Source organism: Arenibacter aquaticus, from assembly GCF_003957295.1.
GTDB lineage: Bacteria > Bacteroidota > Bacteroidia > Flavobacteriales > Flavobacteriaceae > Arenibacter > Arenibacter aquaticus.
Map to the genome: position 1 here is coordinate 497253 of NZ_RQPJ01000002.1, position 23782 is coordinate 521034.

Annotated in this window: 20 protein-coding genes; 5 read left to right on the top strand and 15 right to left on the bottom strand. The window is 41.3% G+C overall.

Translation table 11 applies throughout. The features are described from left to right. Positions 1-127 precede the first annotated feature (127 nt). Together EHW67_RS05050 and EHW67_RS05055 are read left to right on the top strand one after the other, a co-directional pair. On the top strand, positions 128-418 hold the full coding sequence (locus EHW67_RS05050; RefSeq protein WP_126161271.1) for an HU family DNA-binding protein: 291 nt from the start codon (positions 128-130) through the stop codon (positions 416-418). A 272-nt stretch (positions 419-690) separates the two neighbouring features. Continuing rightward, the gene (locus EHW67_RS05055) at positions 691-2238 is read left to right on the top strand and encodes an Rne/Rng family ribonuclease (RefSeq protein ID WP_126161272.1); all 1548 of its coding nucleotides are present in this window, start codon (positions 691-693) and stop codon (positions 2236-2238) included. A gap of 75 nt (positions 2239-2313) precedes the next feature. On the opposite strand, the gene EHW67_RS05060 is transcribed toward EHW67_RS05055, so the two are convergent. After that, on the bottom strand, positions 2314-3252 hold the full coding sequence (locus EHW67_RS05060) for a 3-keto-disaccharide hydrolase (protein ID WP_126161273.1): 939 nt from the start codon (positions 3250-3252) through the stop codon (positions 2314-2316). Between the two features lie 395 nt (positions 3253-3647). Between EHW67_RS05060 and EHW67_RS05065 the strand changes: the two genes are divergently transcribed. Next, a complete protein-coding gene (locus EHW67_RS05065; protein WP_126161274.1) occupies positions 3648-4133 on the top strand; it encodes a regulatory protein RecX in 486 nt (161 codons plus the stop codon). A gap of 49 nt (positions 4134-4182) precedes the next feature. On the opposite strand, the gene EHW67_RS05070 is transcribed toward EHW67_RS05065, so the two are convergent. The 8 genes from EHW67_RS05070 to EHW67_RS05105 form a co-directional block, all read right to left on the bottom strand. Continuing rightward, complete coding sequence (locus EHW67_RS05070; protein ID WP_126161275.1) at positions 4183-4680, bottom strand: DUF6646 family protein; 498 nt, start codon at positions 4678-4680, stop codon at positions 4183-4185. 63 nt (positions 4681-4743) lie between these two features. Further along, on the bottom strand, positions 4744-5607 hold the full coding sequence (locus EHW67_RS05075) for a cupin-like domain-containing protein (protein ID WP_126161698.1): 864 nt from the start codon (positions 5605-5607) through the stop codon (positions 4744-4746). A 239-nt stretch (positions 5608-5846) separates the two neighbouring features. Continuing rightward, on the bottom strand, positions 5847-6941 hold the full coding sequence (gene bioB, locus EHW67_RS05080; RefSeq protein ID WP_126161276.1) for a biotin synthase BioB: 1095 nt from the start codon (positions 6939-6941) through the stop codon (positions 5847-5849). Between the two features lie 388 nt (positions 6942-7329). Next, positions 7330-8496, bottom strand: a complete 1167-nt coding sequence (locus EHW67_RS05085) for a beta-ketoacyl synthase N-terminal-like domain-containing protein (RefSeq protein ID WP_126161277.1) — start codon at positions 8494-8496, stop codon at positions 7330-7332. A gap of 3 nt (positions 8497-8499) precedes the next feature. After that, positions 8500-9768, bottom strand: coding sequence for an adenosylmethionine--8-amino-7-oxononanoate transaminase (bioA, locus tag EHW67_RS05090; protein ID WP_126161278.1), 1269 nt, complete (start codon positions 9766-9768; stop codon positions 8500-8502). Positions 9769-9906: 138 nt separating this feature from the next. Then, positions 9907-10518: a dethiobiotin synthase gene (gene bioD / locus EHW67_RS05095; RefSeq protein ID WP_126161279.1), complete on the bottom strand. Its 612-nt coding sequence runs from the start codon at positions 10516-10518 to the stop codon at positions 9907-9909. Position 10519: 1 nt separating this feature from the next. Beyond that, positions 10520-10906, bottom strand: a complete 387-nt coding sequence (locus EHW67_RS05100; protein ID WP_126161280.1) for a putative signal transducing protein — start codon at positions 10904-10906, stop codon at positions 10520-10522. A 10-nt stretch (positions 10907-10916) separates the two neighbouring features. Next, the gene (locus EHW67_RS05105) at positions 10917-12065 is read right to left on the bottom strand and encodes an aminotransferase class I/II-fold pyridoxal phosphate-dependent enzyme (RefSeq protein ID WP_126161281.1); all 1149 of its coding nucleotides are present in this window, start codon (positions 12063-12065) and stop codon (positions 10917-10919) included. 118 nt (positions 12066-12183) lie between these two features. On the opposite strand from EHW67_RS05105, the gene EHW67_RS05110 reads away from it, so the two are divergent. Both EHW67_RS05110 and EHW67_RS05115 read left to right on the top strand, forming a co-directional pair. Further along, entirely contained in the window at positions 12184-13992 is a 1809-nt protein-coding gene (locus EHW67_RS05110) for a M61 family metallopeptidase (RefSeq protein ID WP_126161282.1), read from the top strand. A 1-nt stretch (position 13993) separates the two neighbouring features. Further along, a complete protein-coding gene (locus tag EHW67_RS05115) occupies positions 13994-14527 on the top strand; it encodes a GNAT family N-acetyltransferase (protein WP_126161283.1) in 534 nt (177 codons plus the stop codon). Between the two features lie 230 nt (positions 14528-14757). Here EHW67_RS05115 and EHW67_RS05120 read toward each other — a convergent pair whose 3' ends face one another. From EHW67_RS05120 to hppD, 6 genes are all read right to left on the bottom strand, one after another. Further along, a complete protein-coding gene (locus EHW67_RS05120; protein WP_126161284.1) occupies positions 14758-17322 on the bottom strand; it encodes a TonB-dependent receptor in 2565 nt (854 codons plus the stop codon). 171 nt (positions 17323-17493) lie between these two features. Then, positions 17494-19131: a glucose-6-phosphate isomerase gene (pgi, locus tag EHW67_RS05125; protein ID WP_126161285.1), complete on the bottom strand. Its 1638-nt coding sequence runs from the start codon at positions 19129-19131 to the stop codon at positions 17494-17496. A 4-nt stretch (positions 19132-19135) separates the two neighbouring features. Then, entirely contained in the window at positions 19136-20401 is a 1266-nt protein-coding gene (locus tag EHW67_RS05130) for a peptidoglycan DD-metalloendopeptidase family protein (RefSeq protein WP_126161286.1), read from the bottom strand. 7 nt (positions 20402-20408) lie between these two features. Next, positions 20409-21368 (bottom strand): tryptophan 2,3-dioxygenase family protein, encoded by a 960-nt coding sequence (locus tag EHW67_RS05135; protein WP_126161287.1) that lies wholly within the window; start codon positions 21366-21368, stop codon positions 20409-20411. A 2-nt stretch (positions 21369-21370) separates the two neighbouring features. After that, on the bottom strand, positions 21371-22198 hold the full coding sequence (locus tag EHW67_RS05140) for a DUF3108 domain-containing protein (RefSeq protein ID WP_126161288.1): 828 nt from the start codon (positions 22196-22198) through the stop codon (positions 21371-21373). A gap of 419 nt (positions 22199-22617) precedes the next feature. Beyond that, positions 22618-23757: a 4-hydroxyphenylpyruvate dioxygenase gene (gene hppD, locus EHW67_RS05145; protein ID WP_126161289.1), complete on the bottom strand. Its 1140-nt coding sequence runs from the start codon at positions 23755-23757 to the stop codon at positions 22618-22620. Positions 23758-23782: the final 25 nt, after the last annotated feature.

The following is a 23782-nucleotide window of genomic DNA, read 5'->3' on the forward strand; positions in this document are numbered from 1 at the left end:
CTAAGGGATAATTTACAAAAGTAATCGTTTACTAACTTAAAATTAAGTTCCTTAGCGATGAAAGATAGAATTTAATTCATATATTTGCATCCCGAAAAAAAAATACTAAGAAATCTATTTAGTTAAAATGACGAAAGCGGAAATTGTAACGAGAATCTCAGAAAAACTGGGAATTGAAAAAGGAGATGTACAAGCAACTGTGGAATCTTTCATGGATGAAGTTAAAACATCTTTAGAGAGTGGCGACAACGTATACCTAAGAGGTTTCGGCAGTTTTATTATTAAAACAAGAGCTGAAAAAACTGGTAGGAACATTTCAAAGAACACTACTATAAAAATTCCTGCGCACAATATCCCCGCATTTAAGCCTGCAAAAGTTTTTGTAGAAGGAGTTAAGAGTAATGTACAAGTTAAATAAAATAGTATTAATCTAAAAAAGTAGACCTCTATGCCTAGTGGTAAAAAAAGAAAAAGACATAAGGTAGCTACCCACAAGCGCAAGAAGCGCCGGAGAGCTAACCGACACAAGAAAAAGTAGTTGTTACAACTACTTTTTCGTTTTATACGTTCCTTGACATAGAAATTCACAAAAGAATTTCGACGGGTTTATACAACCTGTAAAATTATTGTTTAATCATTTGTCCCCACTTGATAGCTATTAAGTACTGGGATGAATATAAATTAATTCAGGTGAATAGAGAATTAATCGTAAGATCTAGTTCCAATGCCGTCGATTTTGCCTTGCTAAAGGATGGAAAACTCACTGAATTACACAAAGAAGAGGACAGTAACGACTTTGCCGTTGGCGATATTTTAATTGCCAAGGTCAGAAAGCCCGTTACCGGTCTTAATGCTGCCTTCGTAAATGTGGGGTATGAGAAAGATGCCTTTCTACATTACCACGATTTAGGGCCGCAACTAGCTTCTATGTTGAAATTCATAAAAAAAGTTAGCACTGGAAAACTTAAGGATTACTCTTTAAGTAATTTTCAGTTTGAAGAAGATATTGACAAAAATGGTAGCATCAATGATGTTATCAAAGCCAATCAATCCTTATTGGTACAAATAGTAAAGGAACCCATTTCCACCAAAGGACCTAGAATAAGCTCTGAACTTTCCATAGCTGGCCGTTACTTGGTCATGGTCCCTTTTTCCGATCGCGTATCCGTTTCGCAAAAAATAGAGAGCAAAGAAGAAAAAGATAGGTTAAAAAGACTCGTAAAGAGTATTAAACCTAAAGGGTTTGGCGTTATTATCCGAACAGTAGCAGAAGGCAAAAAAGTAGCAGAACTAGACAAAGATTTGCAAAATTTACTGAACAAATGGACAGTAATGTGCAATAAAATTCAAAGAGCACCGCATCCATCCAAAGTTTTGGTAGAGCTCAACAGGGCTTCCTCCATTCTTAGGGATGTCTTTAATGATTCCTTTACCGGAATTCATGTAGATGACGAAACGCTATTTGAACAAGTAAAAGATTATGTGCACGAAATTGCACCTCAGAAAGAATCTATTGTAAAGTTGTATACGTCCAATGTCCCTATTTTTGAAAAATTTGGGATAGAAAGACAAATCAAAACTTCCTTTGGCCGAACGGCCTCCATGAGTAAGGGCGCCTATTTGATCATTGAACATACAGAGGCCCTTCACGTTATAGACGTTAACAGTGGTAACCGCTCCAATAAGGCCAAAAATCAGGAAGATACTGCCCTGGAAGTAAACTTATTGGCCGCATCGGAAATAGCAAGACAATTGCGCCTACGCGATATGGGAGGAATTATCGTAGTAGATTTCATAGATATGGGCAAGGGCGAACACAGGAGGCGACTTTTTGATCATCTTAGGGATGAGATGAAAGACGATAGAGCCAAACACAAGATACTGCCTCCCAGTAAGTTTGGACTTATACAAATTACAAGACAACGGGTAAGACCCGAAATGAATATCAAAACAAGTGAGGAAAACCCCAATGGCACTGGCCAGGAGGTAGAAGCCCCAATTGTACTGATAGACAAGATAAACGCAGACCTAGAAAAGTTGTTAAAAGGCCCGGCAAAAGATAATAGTATTATATTAAATATACATCCATTTATTGCCGCGTATTTAACCAAAGGATTCCCCTCTATACGCTCCAAATGGTTTTTGGAACACAAAAGATGGATTAGGATTCAACCTAGGGATGCATATACGTATCTTGAATACCGATTTAAGAATAAAGACGGTAAAACCATATACTAACAAAAAGCGACTTCCAATACGGAGTCGCTTTTTTTGTTAAAACACTTTTCTACTATCCTGGATTTCCATGGATAATTAGTCTATCCTTGGGGTCACCACAATATTTCTAAATTCTATTGGACCGTGATCCCCCTGAAAATATATTGGTCCCGGCTCACCTTCATAGCTATCCAACGCTCCACCAGTAATACCGGGAATTATCTGGTCACAGATGACCTTGGTTCCATTGGCTACCACTGTTACCCTTCTACCAATAAGGGTTATATCATACTCCTGCCATTCCCCAGCAGCCTTGGCCACCACCTCACTGGGTGTTAAAAAGCCATATACCCCACTGTATTCCACGTCCGAAGGCTCGGCCCCCTTACTATCGGTAATCTGTACTTCATAACGCCCACGTAGGTAAACACCGCTATTACTTCCTTTTGGATACTTAAACTCCAAATGCAGTTTAAAATCCTTAAATTTTTCATCGGATACCAGGTTAGAACCAGATTTTGGACTTTTCAATACTCCAGATTCCACCATCCATTGGTTTTCTCCCATTGCATGCCACCCCTTAAGGTTCTTGCCATTGAACAATTTAATTGGCTTACCCCATTTAGGGTTTTTGGTATACGCAAGTTTAGGTGCTCTTACAGCCTCCCAAGTATAAGTCTTACCATTGGTATATAACATGGTTCCACTTAATTTATCACCATTCATAGTGCCTTCAAATTCCATATCCCTATTCCCACTTTCCCATTGTGGTGGAATGGCAAAGCTAAATTTTCCATCCTTCATTTTTACCTCGGAAATTGGTCGCGCACTACCCATGGCGTACACAAACCTACCAACCAAAGTACGACTTCCGGAATGACGGATCTCCAACCATGATGGCAGTTCCTTACCTTCTTGAGAAATTACCATATCCCAGCGTCCTTCAATAGAATTAATTTTTTGTCCATAGGAAAAAGTCACCAATGCCACCAGCAAGTTCATCGCAAGGAAGCTCACTTTTAATTTGTTATTCATTTTGAAAAATAGTTTTTTTGTGAGGCATAAATATAATTACATTATAACTAGTTCACCAATTTAAGTCCCAAAATTAACCACACTAATCCCTTCTCTTTTTTAGGGTTTTGAACAAAATAAACCAGTAGATTTATCAATACCACAAACCAACATATATTTACAGTCTTACCAACTAGAAGAAATGGTAGGTTTACTAATGTTAATGAGGTCATTGGACCAATACTCACCACTACGGAGCTGTTACGTCTTCCTTATAATGAGTTAATTTTTCATTCCTCATCCAGTCTCAAGCAAACACCTTCCTAAAATAATCCCTTAGAGGTATGAAATAATAATTAAACCACTTTAACACATCGGCAAAAAAAACATTACCCAATCATATACCCAACAATACCATGAAATCCCCTAAAAACTCCTTTTCCGTAGATGAAGCCACCAAAAAATTGGAGGGATATTGTGCCTATCAGGACCGCTGCCACAAAGAGGTGATAGACAAGCTTAGGGAAATGCGCATGATTCCCCAAGCAATAGATCAAATCCTTGGACATCTGATTCAGGAAAATTATCTGAACGAAGAGCGATTTGCAAGAAGTTTTGCCAGAGGGAAATTCAACATAAAGAAATGGGGCAAAAAAAGAATCACAAAAGAGCTAAAACACCGGGATATATCCAAATACAACGTACAATTGGCCCTACAGGAAATAGATCAGCAGGACTATTTAAATGTTTTTGATGAGCTAGCCAGGAAGAGACTGGCAGAGATAAAGGACAAGGAGCTGCACAAAAGGCGAAAGAAATTGGCAGACTACCTGTTGTACCGCGGTTGGGAAAGTGAACTAGTATATGGTAAAGTATTTGAACTCCTCCCCACAACAAAATAGAAACTCCCGCCAATTTGCCATAAAAAGGGCGGGAGCCTATAATTCTTTATTAATTTAGGCTAAACGAAGCCCCTATACTAAAAACAAATTGATTGTTAAGTTCCTCGGCCAAGGTTAAAGTATCGGTGTTGTACTTTGCCAAAGGCGCGGAAATTTCGCTAAACAAACCAAATCCGTCCGTAAAAAAGTAGCGCACTCCCAAATGCCCGCCAAAATTTTTAAGACCTAGGTCCAATCCAGGGTAGATATCGGCCTTGCCCCCTAATTGAAAAACAGAACCCAAATTGGCATTGAATCGCGCCCTTAGGTCAATTCGGTCCCCAAAATCGGCATTGATACTTTCCTCCACATCAAGAACATAGGAAGAGGAGAGGCCAATAGAGAAATTTTCACCCAGACCATAGTCATAAATAGCTACAATACCGGTACCATTATCCTGAAAATTGGCCCCTATCTGGAATTTCATATCTTCCCTACCTTCAAAGGCCTGTGCGTTAACAGAAGTAACGGCCAATACAAACACAAATACAAAAAGTAATTTTTTCATTTTTTCCTAATAATATTATATTGATTAAAGGGCACAAAGGTATTCCTTTCCTACAAAATACGCTTAATACACCTGCTTATTTGTTCTCTCAATAGCCTGTTCATTTTTCCAATCTATCCACTCCTGACCTTTTAGCTTACGCATAATATTATCATAATACCGCATCACCAAGACATTGTAAAAAGCTTTTCCCAAATTCAGCGGATTCCTTGCCAAGGCTCTTAAGCTCATGGAAAATCCAGGAGTTATATATTTCATATAATGCCAATACCCCTCTGGCATATAAAGCACTTCGCCGTGTTCCAAATGTGCCTTATATCCGGAGGCATTCTTCAGGGCCGGCCATTTTTCATAATCTGGATTGGAAAAATCTATGCTTTCATGCGTAATTAAAGAATGTGGCACCTTGTACAGATACTTATTCTCGGACTGAGGAAACAGTATTACCTCTTTTTTTCCCGCAAAATGAAAATGAAAAATATTGGCCAAATCAATGTCGTAATGCATAAAAGTGTGCGAATTGGCACCACCAAAAAACAACATGGGCAGCCCTTTCATAAGGCTAAGACCAAAATCAGGGAAGGTAAAATCTTTCTGCAATTCCGGCACTTCTTTAAGTATGTTCCAAAGAAAGATACGATACTTGGTAGGTTGGTTTTGCAACAGGTCCAAATACTGTGACATTTTCATGGTAGCATGTGGCTCATTAAAGCCATCCTCATGGTGTACGGGCCTATCATCATATAAGGGCACCGTTTTATGCCCGGCCACTTGCCGCATATACTCAAAATTCCATTTGGTATAGGCGGGCCAGCCCTCAATGCACTTTTCTATGACCACAGGTTTCTGGGGCCTAAAATAGTTTTTGAGAAACTCTTCTTTGGCAATACTCCTTACCCTCGGAATTTCTTTTAAGTTCAAAGCAATATGGTTGTTTATTATATTATCCCCCGTTTTTGGACCTGCCACAAATGACCGAATATTTGGATGACGCCTCTTATCACGGCCATACTAATCCAATACCCTAAACCATTCTACAAAATCGCTTAGCGGCATCAAAATTAACCCTAGCAACGACCCCATGGTAATACGGGCAATACCCCAATAGGCATCAGCAAAGTTAAAAAACCTATATCAATTCTCTTGAAATGTTGTACAGCCGTGTTTTACTCCGCTAGATTGGCCTTCTTTTTTGCCGCCTCGTTACGATCAATGGTATGTCCGGGCCTTGTCCATTTTGGTTTTTCACCTTTCGCCTGGAATTGGGACTCTTCGGCCTCCACGGTTTTAGGTTGCGATACCTTAGTAAAGGGTTTCTGGGGATTAAGCCCCAAAAGCTTAAACATCTCCATATCCTCATTTACATCCGGGTTGGGCGTGGTAAGCAATTTGTCACCGGCAAAAATAGAATTGGCTCCGGCAAAGAAGCACATGGCCTGTCCTTCCCTGCTCATTTGGGTTCTACCGGCAGATAATCGTACTTGTGTCTGCGGCATAATAATCCTGGTAGTGGCCACCATACGCACCATATCCCAGATAGGTATAGGAGGTAGGTCGGCCATTGGTGTACCTTCAACGGCTACCAAGGCATTGATGGGAACGGATTCCGGTTGCGGATCCAAGGTAGAAAGGGCCACTAACATTCCTGCCCTGTCCTCCAAAGCCTCGCCCATACCTATAATACCCCCGCTACAAACGGTAACATTACTCTTACGTACATTATCTATAGTATCCAAACGATCTTTAAAGGCACGGGTAGAGATTACATCCTTATAATAGTCCTCGGAGGTGTCCAAATTGTGGTTGTAGGCGTATAATCCGGCCTCGGCCAAACGCTGGGCCTGATTTTCTGTAATCATTCCCAGGGTACAACATACTTCCATGTCCAACTTGTTAATGGTACGTACCATCTCCAACACCTGATCAAACTCAGGTCCGTCCTTAACATTTCTCCAAGCGGCACCCATACACACCCTGGAACTACCAGAGGATTTAGCGCGCAAAGCCTGTGCCTTTACCTGTGAAACCGACATAAGGTCATTGCCCTCCACATTGGTATGGTAGCGAGCAGCCTGTGGACAATAGCCGCAATCCTCGGGACATCCGCCAGTTTTTATAGACAACAAAGTAGACACCTGCACCGTATTGGGATCGTGATACTCCCTATGTACTGTTGCCGCCTCATAGAGCAGCTCCATAAACGGTTTATTGTAAATATCCAGTATTTCCTGTTTGGTCCAATTATGTCTTACTTCGCTCATACTTTTTAGTTCTTATCTGGGGCTTCCCCCGGCTTCCTTGCCTTTCTCCTGCAAGGTGTAGACCTACAAGGTCTTCAAGACCTTGCAGGTCCTACTTGTAGGTGTTTGACGAGCAAGGAAGCCGGGGTCGGGCTAACCGCTATATCTTTTTGTAATTACTTCGCCATGGCTCCATAATCCCAAAAAGGATGTCGCTATTATCCCTAAGCCAACATTGGTTTAGGGGTCAAAAATAACCTATAATCCGCAAAAATTGCAATAAACCATTCCTTAAATTAGTGGATTACACTTTTAAAAGGCCTCAAAATACGTTTCCTCTTATGGGAATCAACACTTCGGAAAAGAAACTTAACGCTTGGAGAGTTATCTATGGATAATACATATTCCGCTATTTGCTTAGCAGAACACTCACCGCATTCCCGCCAAAACCAACTGCATTCACCAATACTTTGTTAATCTGTTTTGGAACGGCATCATAGGTTACAAAAGGTACGCCTACAAACTCTTGGTGCCGCAACATTAAAACTGCCAATTCCAAACTTAACATCCCGGAGGTCCCAAATGAATGCCCCACCTTCCATTTATTGGTTGTCAAAGCCGGTACAACTTCTCCAAATACTTTTTTTATGGCCCTAACTTCGGACAGATCCCCTTTAATGGTACCTGGAGCGTGCAACACTACAACATCTACCTCTTTAGGATCTATCCCTTCCAAGGCCATTTTCATGGATCGCTGAAAACAAACGGCATCAGAGGATATGCTAATATTGTGTTTTAGAATCTCGGTAGCATACCCCAATCCTTCAATACGGGCAAGGGCATCCTTAACATTACCTCTTTCCAAACACGCCATGGAGGCCGCTTCGCCCAAAACCATGGTATTTTGTTTTTTATCCAAATCCAATGCCCTACAAGGGTAACCTCCGGGGTCGTTGGACGCAAACCGGGAATAAACTTTTAAAGCCTTCATCTGTGCAATGGTAAAGGGCGTTAAGGGTGCCTCGCTACCCCCTACCAGAAATTTATTGGCCATACCACTTTTAAGCCAAGCTACCCCGTTCAAGAGGGAATGCAAGGCGGTGGAACAGGTAATGGAATGCGATATTTCCGGGCCTTGGGTCTGTAGGTCATGGGCCACCCAAGAAGAGATATTCCCCAAAGTGGTAGTAGGGGAAGACAAGGTAGAGGCCTCGCCATTTTCTACAAATTCGGCATGATACTTCTCAAAAAGCCCTGTAGCCCCTCTGGAAGAGCCTATATTTACTCCAAAGTCGGCATCTTGCCAACCAGCTTCCGCAATAGCCTTCCTGGAGGCATGGAGCGCGTAAATCACCGTCTCGTCCAGATTTTGGTATTTGGGATCGGAATCCCTTACCGCTTTAACCTCTTTCATACATGATGCGGTCAAAGGGGCTACCCAAGCCATATGGGCACCAAAAGTTTTCTCCTGCAAACAATGTCCAGACTGCTTATAATTTTTCCAAGCCCCCTCTAGGGTTGTACCCAATGGGGATACGGAAGACAAAGCGGTAATATAAATAGGTTGGTTCTCCATGGATTAAAAATTAGCCAGCACTTCCTTTATGCTACTGTAAATCTTTTGCATTTGCTCCTTGGTCGTGATATAGGGCGCCAAAATATAAATGGTATTCCCAAGAGGCCTAAGAAAAACCCCTGAGTCCATAAAATGCTTGAACAGTTTATCCCTAACATTTCCATAACGCTCCATGGCAATATTAAGATCCAAAGCGTAGATAACCCCAATTTGCCTAGTGGCCGCTACTTTTGGATGGTCCTTTATTTCGGCATCAAACTCCTGGTGCCACTGTATTATTCGACTTATATTTTTTTGAATTGCCTCCGATTTTAGCAATTCTATTCCCGCCAAAGCCGCAGAACAGGCCAAGGGATTTGCCGTATAGGTATGCCCGTGAAAAAGCCCCTTTGCAATATCATCGCTATAAAAAGCATCGTAAACCTCTTGAGTACAGCTGGTCACCGCCATGGGGAGCATCCCTGCCGTAAGGGCCTTGGACATACATATAATATCGGGCTTCACCTCCATATAATCGGAAGCAAAGTGCTTTCCGGTTTTTCCAAATCCCGTCATCACCTCATCGGCTATGGCCAATACGCCATGGGACTTTATGAGCTTCAAAATTTTCTCCAAATGTTCCGCCCGGTGCATTTTCATGGCTGCTGCACCCTGCACTAATGGCTCGTAGATAAACCCGGCTATAAAACCAAGATCTATATTGTTTTCCAAATCATGCAAGAGGCTGCCAATATTGTCATCCGTGGGAACAGGAATCCTCTTTACCTCGATAAAATAATCCTCGAACGGACCATTATATACGGACAGGCTGGAGACCGACATAGCGCCAAAGGTATCACCGTGAAAACCATCTTCAAAAGCCAATAGAACAGAACGCTTTTTCCCTTTATTGTGGTGATACTGCAAAGCCATCTTTATCCCAATCTCGGTAGAGGTGGAACCATTATCCGAAAAAAACAATTTTTCCTGATTGGCTGGCAAGAGCGGAATCAATGCTTCGGACAACGCTACGGCCGGTTCATGGGTAAATCCACTAAAGACAACTTGGTCCAATCGTTGCATTTGTTGATATACCCGATCAATAATCGCTTCATTGCAATGACCGTACATGGCGGTATACCAAGAAGAAATACCATCTATATACTCCTTTCCATTTTCATCGTACAATACGGCCCCCTTTGCCTTGCTGATCCCAAGCATTTTAGGGTGCAGTTTGTGCTGGGTAAGCGGATGCCAAAGATGCTTCTCATCCCTTTCCGATAGACTTTTCAATTGACTAAGCTTTTTAAATTGCGGTGCAAAGATGGGGAATAATGACTTAAAACACTACCCCTATCCGGTTTCATTTTAGGATATCATACAAACCCATTCCCGTTAAAACACTAGGAGTGGCACCGGCAACCTAAGGTTTTACAAAGCCAACAATGCAGGACGTAGTTCTGCTGCGTATTTCTTTATCACCTCCTTGTTCAGGGTATCCTCATGGCCAATTCTGCCCAAAACCGGAACCCCTGTTGTCTTGGTTATAATTTCTTCAGAAGTAGGATTAGGCTCCCCATTATATAGAACGGCCACATCATAACCCTTTAATAATAACCATTTTATTGTCAGTAGCGAATGATTGATACTTCCCAAATAATGCTTTACCACTACAATTACTTGATATGTAGGCATAATAATATCCAGAATAGTATCTGTATTATTTAAGGGAACCAATATACCGCCAGCCCCTTCAATAACCATATGATTTTCACTTTTGGGCTCCTGTATTTTATTATGGTCTATATATACACCTTCTAAATCGGCTGCCGCATGTGGACTCATGGGAGCTTTCAAGGAATAACTACTCTTATGCAAAACGGTTTTGGAGTTGGAAATTAATTCGGATATCGTTTCACTATCGGAATCATCCCCTGTTTGTACTGGTTTCCAATAATCTGCCTCCAAAGCTTCGACCATTACAGCCGAGGTAATGGTTTTACCTACGTCTGTAGATATTCCGGTCACAAAAAAATGTTTCATTCTAATCTGGTTCTGTTATGAATTCACAATTTAGACATTTATACTTTCTTTTTTCAAAAAAAGGAAAAAGTTTATAAAAAAGTCCTTTCCTGTTATAATAAATCTCCATTCTCCTTGCCTTGCAATTGGGGCAGACCCTAAGGTTACCTTGGTCATCCACAGCATAGGCCCGGACCTCATTGTAGATATCGGTGGCCCTCCCCCTATCTGAATAATACACCTGTAGTTTAACTCCTCCTATGGCATTGCTGATCATCGGGTCCGAGTTAAGGGTATTCTCGTCCCTTAAAAATACTGGGATACCGTCCGACTCCAGTTGGCCCTTTAATATTTGCACATCGGCTACATATTCAAAGGTAGCCAGGGTATAAAATTCCGGTATCGACATAAATAAGAGTTTATAATAATTTGGACAGGGCTAAAAGCACCTCTTTTATTTCTTTTTCGGTATTAAAACCATGCAGGCAAAACCGCAAACGCTCCTTGCCCTGGGGAACCGTGGGAGACATTATAGGTCTCACATCAAATCCCTTCTCTTGCAATTGCGAGGCGCAAGCCTTTACCTTTTCATTGCCCGCTACCACGCAACAGTGTACGGCAGAATTACTAGGTATAAAATGGGCCTCTAGATCCAATGCCCTAAGTTGATCCTTAAAAAAAGTAATATTTTCTACTAACGACTGTTGTTCTGTTTGGGAACTCGACAAAAATTCAAAGGCCGCCTGTATAGTTGCCAAGGAATGCGGTGGCATGGCTGTTGTATAAATAAAACTACGGGCAAAATTTACCAAAAAACGTTTTAGTGCCTCATTACCCAATACAGCCGCTCCATGACATCCCATGGCCTTTCCAAAGGTGACTACAGTGGCAAATACCCTGTCTTCCAAATTCAATTCATTTAGTAGACCTGTCCCCTTTTTACCAAAAACCCCAATGGCATGTGCCTCGTCCAAGACCAGATAAACTCCCTTGTTCTCACACAGTACCACCAAAGCTTCCAAATCCGGGGAATCCCCGTCCATGGAAAAAACCGATTCGGTTACCACATAGATATCACTATCAACTTTAGACTGCTGCACCCGATCTATCTGCTTACTTAAATGTTCCAATTTGTTATGCCTAAACTTAAAGCTTTGGGCACGCCCCATGGCAATACCATCCCTTATACTGGCGTGGCACAACTCATCATAAAAAACTACATCAGTGCGTTGGGGAACAGCACTGAAGAACCCTATATTGGCATCATATCCAGAGTTGAACAGAAGTGCTGCCGGATTGCCAAAATAGTCTGCCAAAAAAGACTCCAACTCCACGTGCAATGCCTTGTTGCCTGTTAACAGACGGGAACCAGTAGCCCCGTTGAAAACACCATTCCCGGTTTCCATAACCCTAATGGCTTCTTCAAGAATACCCCTCTTTCTGGCAAAGCCCAGATAGTCATTGGAAGAAAAATCTACCAGCCCATTGGGCACGGACAATTTTCGCAATGCATTGCCTGCCTCCCTAGCGGAGAGTTTTGCCATCAATTTTTTTGGAAATTCGGTCATATTACAAATGTAGCATATCCTGTATTTAAATAGTATATTCGTTTTTAAAAGCTAATAAAATGGGAAGCAATTTTTGCTTACCGCTACATTATTTTTCAGAACCACTGTTTACAACAAAATGAAAACCACAGTCCTTAGCCTGCTACTCCTTGCCTTGGCAATAAACGTATATGGCCAAACCAACCGTTATACCATTTCCTTTGATAATGCCGTACATCATGAGGCAGAGATCACCGCCACCTTTCCCGATTTGGATCCAGGTCCCCTATCGGTTCGTATGGGCCGCTCCTCCCCTGGACGCTACGCCCTGCACGAGTTTGCAAAAAACGTTTATAATTTTAAGGCTACGGATAGCAAGGGAAAGGTCTTGGAAATCCTCAGGCCAAACCCTTATCAATGGGACATTAAAGACCATGATGGAGAAGTTAATATCAGCTACACCCTTTTTGCCAATCGCGGGGATGGAACCTATTCACAAATTGATGAGACCCATGCACACTTAAATATTCCGGCCACCTTTATGTATGTCAACGAGCTGGGCAATCGGCAGATTGAAGTAGATTTTAATCCACGGGAAGACCTCAACTGGAAAGTAGCCACCCAGATGCCAAAGGTTACAGGCCACACCTATACAGCACCCAATTTGCAATATTTTATGGACAGCCCCACGGAAATTAGCGACTTTGGACAACGGGAATTTGTGGTAGACAACAACGGAAGTCCACAGACTATAGAATTTGTTCTGCACCATAATGGTACCCAAGCTGAACTGGACACCTATTTTGAACAGGTAAAAAAAGTGGTATTGGCCGAAAAGGACGTTTTTTCCCAATTGCCACAGTACGATTATGGCAAGTACACCTTCTTGGCATGCTATATGCCCAATGTCTCAGGCGATGGGATGGAACACCGGAATTCCACCATCCTTACCGATAGGGAGGGGCTGGCAGAAGGGGGCATGAAAAATAACATTGGAACCGTTGCCCATGAATTTTTCCACGGATGGAACGTGGAAAGAATACGCCCTAAATCCCTAGAGCCCTTTAATTTCGATCAGGCCAATATGAGTGGGGAACTATGGTTTGCCGAAGGTTTTACCAGTTACTACACCAACCTTACCCTATGCAGGGCCGGCATCATAAGCCCCAAAGATTACATAGAGGGCCTTAAGGGCACTTTCAATTATGTGTGGAATTCCCCAGCCCTACAGTTCTTTAACCCCATAGAAATGAGTTATCAGGCACCCTTTGTGGACGCGGCAACCTCCGTAGATCCCGTAAATAGAGACAATACCTTTGTTTCCTACTATTCCTATGGCAGTGTATTGGGATTGGCCCTAGACCTATCGTTGCGACAAAACAAACTGGATTTGGATGATTTCATGAAATTGGTATGGAAGACCTATGGCAAACAAGAAATACCTTATACCCTTAGGGATTTACGTGAAACCCTGATACAATATGCCGGTAAGGAATTTGGAAATCATTTTTTTGATCGTTATATCCATAACAGTGATATGCCCAATTATGAGGAGTTGTTCAAATCTGTTGGCGTAGTCCTAAAACGCCAGACCCACCAACCCTATTTTGGGGCCAGTGTTGGCATCAACCAATTTGGGTCAGGTACCATACAAAAGAACACCCCAATTGGAGGACCTGCTTACCAGGCAGGTCTGGAAAATGGGGATGTTATCACCGCCATTAACAACATCCCTCTGACAGCAAATCAAAATTTTAAGGAGCTTATAGGGCAGTTTAAGGTAGGTGAAAGTATAAAAATAGCTTATACCCGCTTTGGTATGCCCAAAAACACCACCGTTACATTAACGTCAGATCCAACTTACACCATAGAATTAATGGAAAAGCACGGAAACAAACCGAGCAAAAAAATGCTTAAAAACAGAAAGGATTGGTTAAAGGTGGAATAATATGGCGATAATATACAGCGGTAGCACCAAACTTAGCCAGTTACAACAAATTCTGGACCTACAACAACAGAACCTTATCACTAATGTAACTGACAACGAAAAGGAAAAGGAAGGCTTTGTTACGGTAGCCCATACCCTGGAACAGTTGACGGCAATGAATGCAGCTTGCCCACATATTATAGCCCAAGACCAAGGGAAAGTGGTTGGTTACGCCCTATGTATGCACCCCCAATTTGGGAGCGACATTAAAGTATTAAAACCCATGTTCAATGAAATATCAAAAGTAATACCTAGGGAAGCTTCGTACATAGTTATGGGGCAGATTTGCATAGACAAGACCTACCGGCGGCAGGGCATCTTCAGAAAACTGTATGAAGCTATGAAAAGTGCGGTTCAGCCTAGATTTAAGCAAATTATTACGGAGGTAGACGCTAGCAACCAACGTTCTTTAAATGCCCATTACGCAGTAGGGTTTAGGGATTTAAAAACCTATAGTGCCGGCGGACAGGATTGGAAATTAATTGTTTTGGACTAAAGCATTTATAGGAAGGTCAGCACCAAGGCTTGAAGAGACAGCCTTTAATGTCATTTGCATAGCTACCCATAAACAAAGTAAAAGGGACCAAACAGAAGTAAAAAAAACAAAAGCGATCCAATAAAACTAAGTTTATCGGATCGCTTTTTATAAATTACAACTAAAAATGATTTAGTTTTTCAGAGTCTGGTCAAAATACAGAGACTTTAATTTCTTTGCCCCATTCCTAATTAGAAAGTATAACGCAGACTAAAGTTCCAGGTTCTACCATAACCAAATCTAACACGGTTCTCGGTATTTACACCGTTCCAAACGTCATCACCAGCCTCGGCGTGTATATTGTCTCTAGAACTTTCCAAATACACCTCATCAAAGACATTGTTAATGTTTAAGCGGAATTGAATGGATTTGTTGTCTTCCGCACCTACTAACATACGATATGACAGTCCGGCGTCCATAGTGTCATAAGAAGGTAATTTAATGGCTCCTTTATTGTCTTGGGTAGAGAATTCAGAATCCCCAAAGTCTGTAGTACCGTACAGGTTATCATAAAGATTCCAGTTGGCATCTACCTTAAATCTGGGCCATATTTCATAATCTCCACTTAGACCGGCGGTGAACTGTGCAGCCTGACCCACTTTTACCCCATCAATATAGCTGGGGTCTCCAGTAGAGAGTATGTTACCATTTTCATCAGAAGTAGTTGTGGTTACGTTACCATCGTACTCCCAATTACCAATTGAGACAAATCCCTGAAAATTCAATCCGTCCGCAGGGCGTGTAAACACTTCCAATTCCACTCCGGAATGCACCTGTTTCAACGGACTGGTTTGTGTAAACTCGTCCACAATATTATCATCATTGGTATCGTCAGAGCTATACTGTATCCTGTTGTCCCAAATGGTGTAATACACATTTAGGTTAGCTGATACTATATCACCCATAAACTTATACCCACCTTCCAATCCGGTAATTTTCTGATTTTCGGTAGCAAGTGGATTTAAATCATTTGAATTTCTATCATCTATATACAAATCACTGTGATAGGGCTGGCGAGAGTAGTAACCTCCATTCGCAAATAGTACGTTTTGCTCGGATAATTTATATGCAAGTCCGGCCTTAACGTTAAAACCAGGGTTATTTACTTTTTCCGATTTTTCGGATTGTCCCTCGTTGGCCGCGTTCAAGAATTCTTCCCTAATATGTGATTGTGTGGAAGCCGCCCCCTGGAAGAAGGTAGAAAAAGAACCCTTACTATACTCCAGTTGCCCAAACACCCCTGCGTAGTTGATCTTTTCCTCATAATCATATCCAAATCTTTGGGAGTGATCATCATTGGGGTTAAATGTTATATTCCACGGATTAATGCCGCCATAGGCATTGGTAAGCTCGTAAGCGCCCCCGTTGTAATTGCTTGAAGCGGAGACAGCATCGACTGAAATAAACTCACGTACATCCCTAAAATGGATTCCGTTGTACAAGCGAATATCGGCACCCATATTAAAGTTCAGGTTTTCGTTGATCTCCTTATTAAAATTGGTCACCAATCCACCCCAATTGTGGTTGTTGTTGGATCCCCTGGCATAAAGAGCCTCCCCAGAACTAGTTATTAACTGCGCAAAGCTCCCTCTTCCTATTGAACCGTACAAAACGGTAGACAGGGAAGCAGTTTCGTCAAAAGTCAAATCCCAACTAAGGTTGGCTACCGGTTTGTGGTAGATATTTCTGCCGCCCGGATAAGCCCCTCCATTTAGGGTATTGGGACTATTTACATTATCGGTGTTCCAAGAATTGTACTTTCTTCCGTTGTCCAAAAATGTTCTAAGATCATCAGTACCTGCCACCGCATGCCACTGTGGAGCACCGGTCAATATAAAGTTGAACACATTATTCTCATTTGGAACATAACCAAAGGACAAGAAATACGTCTGACCTTGGCCGTCTGTATTGTCTACATATCCATCACCTTGCCAGTGTCCCAACATGGCAGCAACAGACAGGCCATTATCCATTATTCCTGTAGAATAATACCCCATGGTTTTAATGTAGTTATCGTTCCCTAGCATTGTTTGAAAAAAACCGCCTTCACGCTTGTCCAAGGTCTTGGTTACGATGTTTACGGTACCTCCAACAGAGGAAATAGCCAATTTGGAAGACCCCAATCCACGCTGCACCTGAATAGCATTGGCAATATCCATTACCCCAGACCAGTTAGACCAGTACATTTTTCCATCTTCCATTCCGTTGATTGGCTGTCCGTTTAATAAAAAAGCCGTATTGGTCTGATCAAATCCCCTTAGGAACATTTGACCGTCACCAAACGCACCACCCTTTACGTTCTGAACAGAAGGAGTAGACTTTAAGACCTCTGGCAAATCCCAGTTACCGGCTTTCTCCCTAATTTCCTTAGCCTTAACCGTAGAAACCGCGATGGGTGTTTCTCTATCCTCGGCCAAATCTATAATCCCGGAACCTACTACTACCACACCTTCCAACTCTTGGGCGTCTGGCATTAAGGAAATAGCTCCTATACTTCCTGTTTGGGTAAAGTTTACTTTTTTAGGAATAAAACCAATATAGGATATAACCAAGGTTCCAGCACTTTGGGGAACCTCTATGGTGAATTTTCCGTCAAAATCTGCTGCCACGCCAATAGCTGTGCCCTGCAGACTAACATTTGCCCCTGGCAATGGCCCGCCAATGTCACCATCAACTACGGTACCTGTAATAGTTCCTTGTGAAAATCCAATGGCCGCACATAAGAATACGGCAAAAGCGAAGTACATTTTTTTCATTTGTCTTGAGTTAATTAGTTCTTAATAATCGCTGCAAAAATGTAGTATTTTTTATAACAATATATTAAGGTAATGTTAAATTAATGGTGGCAAATTTAACATAAAAAACTCAACTATACACTGAAAAACAACACGTTAGACCATATACCGAGAAATACTCAAAATTTTAATCTATTCCTTGAAGATATTTAATAGATTTAACGTAGATGAATCATGCTCCGCAATATTACCCCCCTCAATATCGCCTAGAATAGCGGTTGCCAATTGTTTTCCCAATTCCACTCCCCATTGGTCATAACTAAAAATATTCCATATTACACCCTGAACAAATATTTTATGTTCGTAAAGGGCTATTAGGGAACCAAGACTGGCAGGGGTCAATTTATTGATCAGAATGGTATTGGTGGGCTTATTCCCTTCAAAAACCTTAAATGGCAATATTTCCGCCATTTGGGCTTCGGACAAGTCTTTACCGGCTAATTCCTCTTTTACTTCTCCCGCTGTCTTCCCGTTCATAAGGGCTTCTGTTTGGGCAAAGAAATTGGCCATTAATTTGTTGTGGTGATCTTCATCCCCGTGCAACGATTCCTTATAACCAATAAAATCGGCAGGAATCAATTTTGTACCTTGATGGATTAATTGAAAAAAGGCGTGTTGGGAATTTGTTCCGGGTTCTCCCCAAATGATAGTGCCGGTCTGGTAACCAACCCTATGTCCGTTCCTATCCACACTCTTTCCATTACTTTCCATAATACCTTGTTGTAAATAAGCAGAAAACCTGCTCAAATATTGAGTGTATGGAATTATCGCTTCGGTCTCTGCACCATAAAAATTATTGTACCAAATACTGATCAACGCCAAAACTACCGGGATGTTCTCGGAAAAACTCGCAGCTTTAAAATGTTCATCCATTTCATTGGCACCCGCCAACATATCATCAAAATTCTTGTACCCAACGGCCAAGGCTATGGAAAGACCAACCGCACTCCAGAGGGAAAATCTTCCTCCGACCCAGTCCCACATAGGGAATACGTTGTCCGAATCTATTCCAAATTCTGCTATCTTATCAGTATTGGTAGACACCGCAGCAAAATGCTTTGCCACGTCCTGTTGGGACGCATTTTTTAAAAACCATTTCTTAATGGTCATGGCATTGCTCAGGGTCTCTTGGGTTGTAAACGTCTTGGATACTACCACAAATAAGGTAGTCTCTGGATCTAACCCTTTTAGGGTTTCATAAACATGGTCCCCATCTACATTGCTTACAAAATGCATTTTTAAATGGTTGCCATAAAATTTTAAAGCCTCGGCCACCATGGCAGGCCCCAGATCCGAACCACCAATACCTATATTCACCACATCGGTAAACGCTTTTCCCGTATATCCTTTTTTAGAACCGGAAATAACCGCTTCTGTGAAGGTTTGGATCTTGCGTTTAACCTCATAAACCTCAGGAACAATATTAACCCCATCTACCTTTATGACATCCGATTCCTTAGCCCTCAACGCCGTATGAAGAACTGCCCTGCCCTCTGTTTTATTGATAAGGCCACCCTCAAACTGTTTTTGAATAGCATCTTTTAACCCCACTTCATTCGCCAAATCCACCAATAAATCCAAGGTCTCTTGAGTAATTCTATTTTTAGAATAATCTACTAAAAAATCGTTCCATTGTATGCTAAGCTGTTTTGCCCTATTGGATTCTTGGCCAAATAACTCCTTTAAGGACGTATTATAGCTTTCCTCAAAATGCAGTGCTAGTTTTTTCCAGGCTTTGGTCGTGGTAGGGTTGGTATTTTGTAATGCCATTATATCAATTAAGTGTTAATAAGTCCTCTTTGGGAAAATCAGTGAATTCAATACAGTCCAATTGCACTTTTGTAGGTGCTATATGATCTAAAAATTTGGTTTTAAGACTGTCTGCTATGGGTTCTGCTGCAGGCAACTTTTCCCTGAGTGGGTCTACCTGCACCCCGTTCTTCCAAAAACGGTAGCAAACATGCGGACCTCCCGTATTACCGGTCATCCCAATCCAGCCTATTACATCTCCCTGTTTTACAAAATCGCCTTTCTTCACATTCTGGTCCTTCATGTGAAGATATTGGGTGCTATAGGTAGAATTGTGTTTTATTTTTACGTATTTGCCATTACCGCCCCTTCTGGTAGACTCAACTACCGTTCCATTGGCCGTGGCCAAAATTGGAGTGCCTATGGGAGCCGCATAATCAGTTCCCCTGTGGGGTTTAAGTTTGTATCCGTAATAGGCTATCCTTCGCTTTAGATTGTAACGTGATGAAATTCTGCTAAACTGCACTGGCATACGCAAAAATGCCCTTCTTAGGTTATTCGCTGATTCATCGTAGTAATCCACTATACCTTTTGTGGAATCGGACATAAAATTAAAGGCATAAAACGGCTCTTTATTATGCTCAAAATAAGCTGCTTTAATTCCTCCGATACCGGCATAGATGGTATCGTTAATATATTTCTCCTTGTAAATTACCTTAAACCTATCCCCCTTCTGAAGTCGGTTAAAATCTATGGTCCAGGCATATATATCGGCCATACTATTGGTAACATTATAATCTATCCCCTGGTCCAATATAGCCTCTGACAGGGATGATTCTATAACCCCGGAAACCTCTCTCTCTACAAATTTCACCTCTTTACTGTTCTTATAGGCAACCACACTGTCCCTGAAATCGATCACCGTATAGTTAATAGGGTCATTTTCATAAATAAAGACCTGAGCATCCTTCACGGTGTCTCTGGACTTTAATATCAGATATGGTTTCCCTACTACTATTTTACGAACATCAAAAGTATCCCTGAACTGCTCGGACACTTTAGCTATCTTTGGATAATCTACCCTATTCTTCAACATTAGCTCTCCAAAGCTATCTCCGTTTTTAACGGTATCCCGAAGTACTTCAAAATCGTCCAGATTAAATCCGAACTGCTTTACTACAACAGGTTTTTCTATAGTTACCACCTCCGCCAACTCGTCCTTATTAGGCTTCTCATCCTTACAGGCAACGATAAAAATCAAACTTAAAACTAGCCCCAAATATTTTCGCATTCTACTTCTAAACTTTTTCTGGGTTAAAGATATGGTCTACCCATTGTTTACCCCAATTATTTAACTCTTCTTTCGTATACAGTTCCGGAAAAAATACAATCTTTTGGAAACTAGGAGGCAAATACTCCTTCCAATTGGTTCCTCCGGTGGCATCAATTTGCTCGTTATCCTTGGTAAGATAACGGTATGCCGACCCCATATGCATTAATGGCCAATTTATATTGGCATTTACATCTAAAGCCTTTAACGCTTCAACCAGTGTTTTATTACCCTTGCTCTTTTGGGGCAATTGCTGGTATTTATGATATATAGTACTGCCCTTCACCTCGTTGGCTATCCGTATTAGCCTTGGGGTGTATCTATACTCAAACTGTTTTAAGGTCAGTGTTTTTTCTCCTGTAACCACATCGGTCGCCCCTTTTTTCCAATATATATGTTCGTATAATTCCTCAATTGAGTTTTTGGAGGAAAAGTCAAGTCTTTCCGAAAAATGCACCAGGTTCTCCATGGGAGTGGCATATAGTTCAATCATTCTATATTGGGCAGACTGGAAACCACTGGCCGGCAAAAGGGCCATTCTATACTGCATAAACTGCTCCCGCTGCATCCCCTTGATCATTACGCTAAATGAGGAAATCAACACCTTGTAATAGCTATTTATCCTATCTGCCTTTTCTATAAAAAAATCAACGTCCTGAGTCTTGTCGTCCACAAGCTGCTTTTGTTCGTGCAGGATTAGCTTAAAATATAGCTCGGTGATCTGATGGTACATGATAAAAATCTCCTCGTCCGGGAAATGCGTCCTGGGCACTTGGATACTTAGTAGGGTATCTAGGTGGATATAATCCCAATAGGTAAGATAACGCTGATAGAGGAGTCCGTCCAAATAAGAGCTTAGGTCTTGCCCAGAATCCTTGTATTTTTCTTGGAGTTTGGAAATCTGGGAATCAATATGCTCTTTGTTCATTTTTAATCCATTATAATTTTAAATTGATGCTTAAGGCCATTGTATCCGTCCAAATCTGCTTTGATAGACCCAACACTCAAATCTGCCTGTATACGGATAGGGATTCTATTCTTGTCATTGGAGACCCATAAGGACAGACTTTCCTGCTCCTTAAACACCCTTCCAGATTGCACGTAAGGTCTAAATTTTAGGCATTCTACCTTACCGTATTTTGTCCTTAACACCTCTTTGCCCAAGTATTTGAGCTTAAACCTAAACACCCCATCATCATCATATAGGAGGTTTAATTCAATAGACTTTCCCACAACCAAATCCTCAACCTCATAATTGTTGCGGAGGAAATAAAAAGCGGAAACCAAATCCTGAATACCCTCTTGGATGGTAAAATTAAACTTTTTATCCTTTTTTTTGTCGTTTAGAACAGCAATATCCTTGGTATAATCAAAATTTACCTCAATATCCTTGGTATAACCTCCTTCATTGATCTTCCTGATAAATTTATACGGACGGCCATCCTTTTTATCAAAATAACTTTCATAGGTATCATCTACCTTGAAAAAAATACTGGCAAATCCGGTTGTTTTCCCATTTCCCACTACATGATATACCGGCACCCCATTTAAATTGGCCGAATTAACCTGTAAGGTAGCATAGCTGGCATTGAGAAACCCGTAATGTATCCGAAACTTTAACCATTCTCCCGGTTTGAAGGTGGATTTATTATCCTTATCTTCCAATAAATCAAATTCCCCTCCATGCCCCAATTGATTGACTTGGGAATTTATGGTGAATCCAAATATCAAAATAAGTATTAAGCAAATCTTTCTCATATGTTTAAAATTATCTGTCTTTATTAAGTCAGATGTACTTGCTGCCCATTATCACAAAACAGGCATTAAACATGCAGTGGCATCCATAATCAGCTATGGCACAAACCTTTTACTGTTGTAAAATTAATAAAAACGATTATACTATTCTTTTATTTGATAATACTTAAACAATATTTGTTCCAAAATAAAACTCACAAAAAAAGCCCAGTCGTAAAACTGGGCTTTTCCTAAATAACCAACCAAACTTTAAATTATGAAAAACCAATACTTAAAGTTGTAAGGGAACCACCCCTTACTGAGGACAAATTTAATACAAGATCTTTTTAAAAAATAGGATTTAACTTACTTTAACGATTCTATTAACACTATTTAATAATTAGAAACCCAAAATTGGCAAAAAGTTAAGAAAAAGCACTATTTTACAGCGTTCCCCTCGATGCTTGTTCCCTCTCAATAGCTTCGAACAAGGCTTTAAAATTCCCCTTGCCAAAGGACTTGGCACCCTTCCTTTGAATGATCTCTATAAACATGGTAGGCCTATCCAAAATGGGTTTGGTAAAAATTTGTAATAAATACCCTTCATCATCGCGGTCTATTAAAATCCCCAGATCACTCAGCGGCAACAAATCCTCATCTATAGACCCCACCCTGTCCAACACATTTTCATAATAACTTGCTGGTACGCTAAGAAATTCCACACCCCTATTTTTCAGTGCCGTTACCGTTTCAATGATATTATCGGTTGCCAAGGCCATGTGCTGCACTCCTGCTCCATTGTAAAATTCTATATACTCCTCTATTTGGGATTTCTTTCTACCGTCTGCCGGTTCGTTTATGGGGAATTTAATCCTGCCGTTACCATTGCTCATCACCTTGCTCATCAAGGCCGTGTATTCTGTAGATATATCCTTATCATCAAAGGAAACCAACTGCGCAAAACCCATTACCTTGGCGTAGAACTGACACCATTTGTCCATCTCGTTCCAGCCAACATTTCCCACCATATGATCTATATATTTTAGACCTACGTCAGATGGTTTATAAAACGGATTCCACTCCTTAAAACCGGGCATAAACACCCCACTATATTTTTTACGTTCCACAAAAACATGCACTGTCTCCCCATAGGTATGAATACCAGACAAAACCACCTCCCCATTATCATCCTTTAGGGCCCTTGGCTCCATATAGCTCTCAGCCCCCCGTTTCATGGTCTCTACATAACTATCCCGGGCATCATCTACCCATAATGCAATTACCTTCACCCCATCGCCATGGGCATCTATATGTTTGTTAATGTCGCCCCCGGATTTAAGGGGGGATGTTAACACCAGTCTTATCTTGTCTTGCTGAACCACATAGGAAACCTTATCCTTGAGCCCTGTTTCCAGACCTGCATAGGCCAAAGGCTGAAAGCCCCAGGCCGACATATAATAGTGGGCGGCCTGCTTGGCGTTTCCCACATAAAGCTCCACATAATCGGTCCCAAGGAGGGGAAGAAAATCTGCAGCCTCCGTATTTTCCTTTGGTAGTTTTAAAGATGTCTTGTCTCTTGCCATAGATGTACTAATTTTTGAATTGATT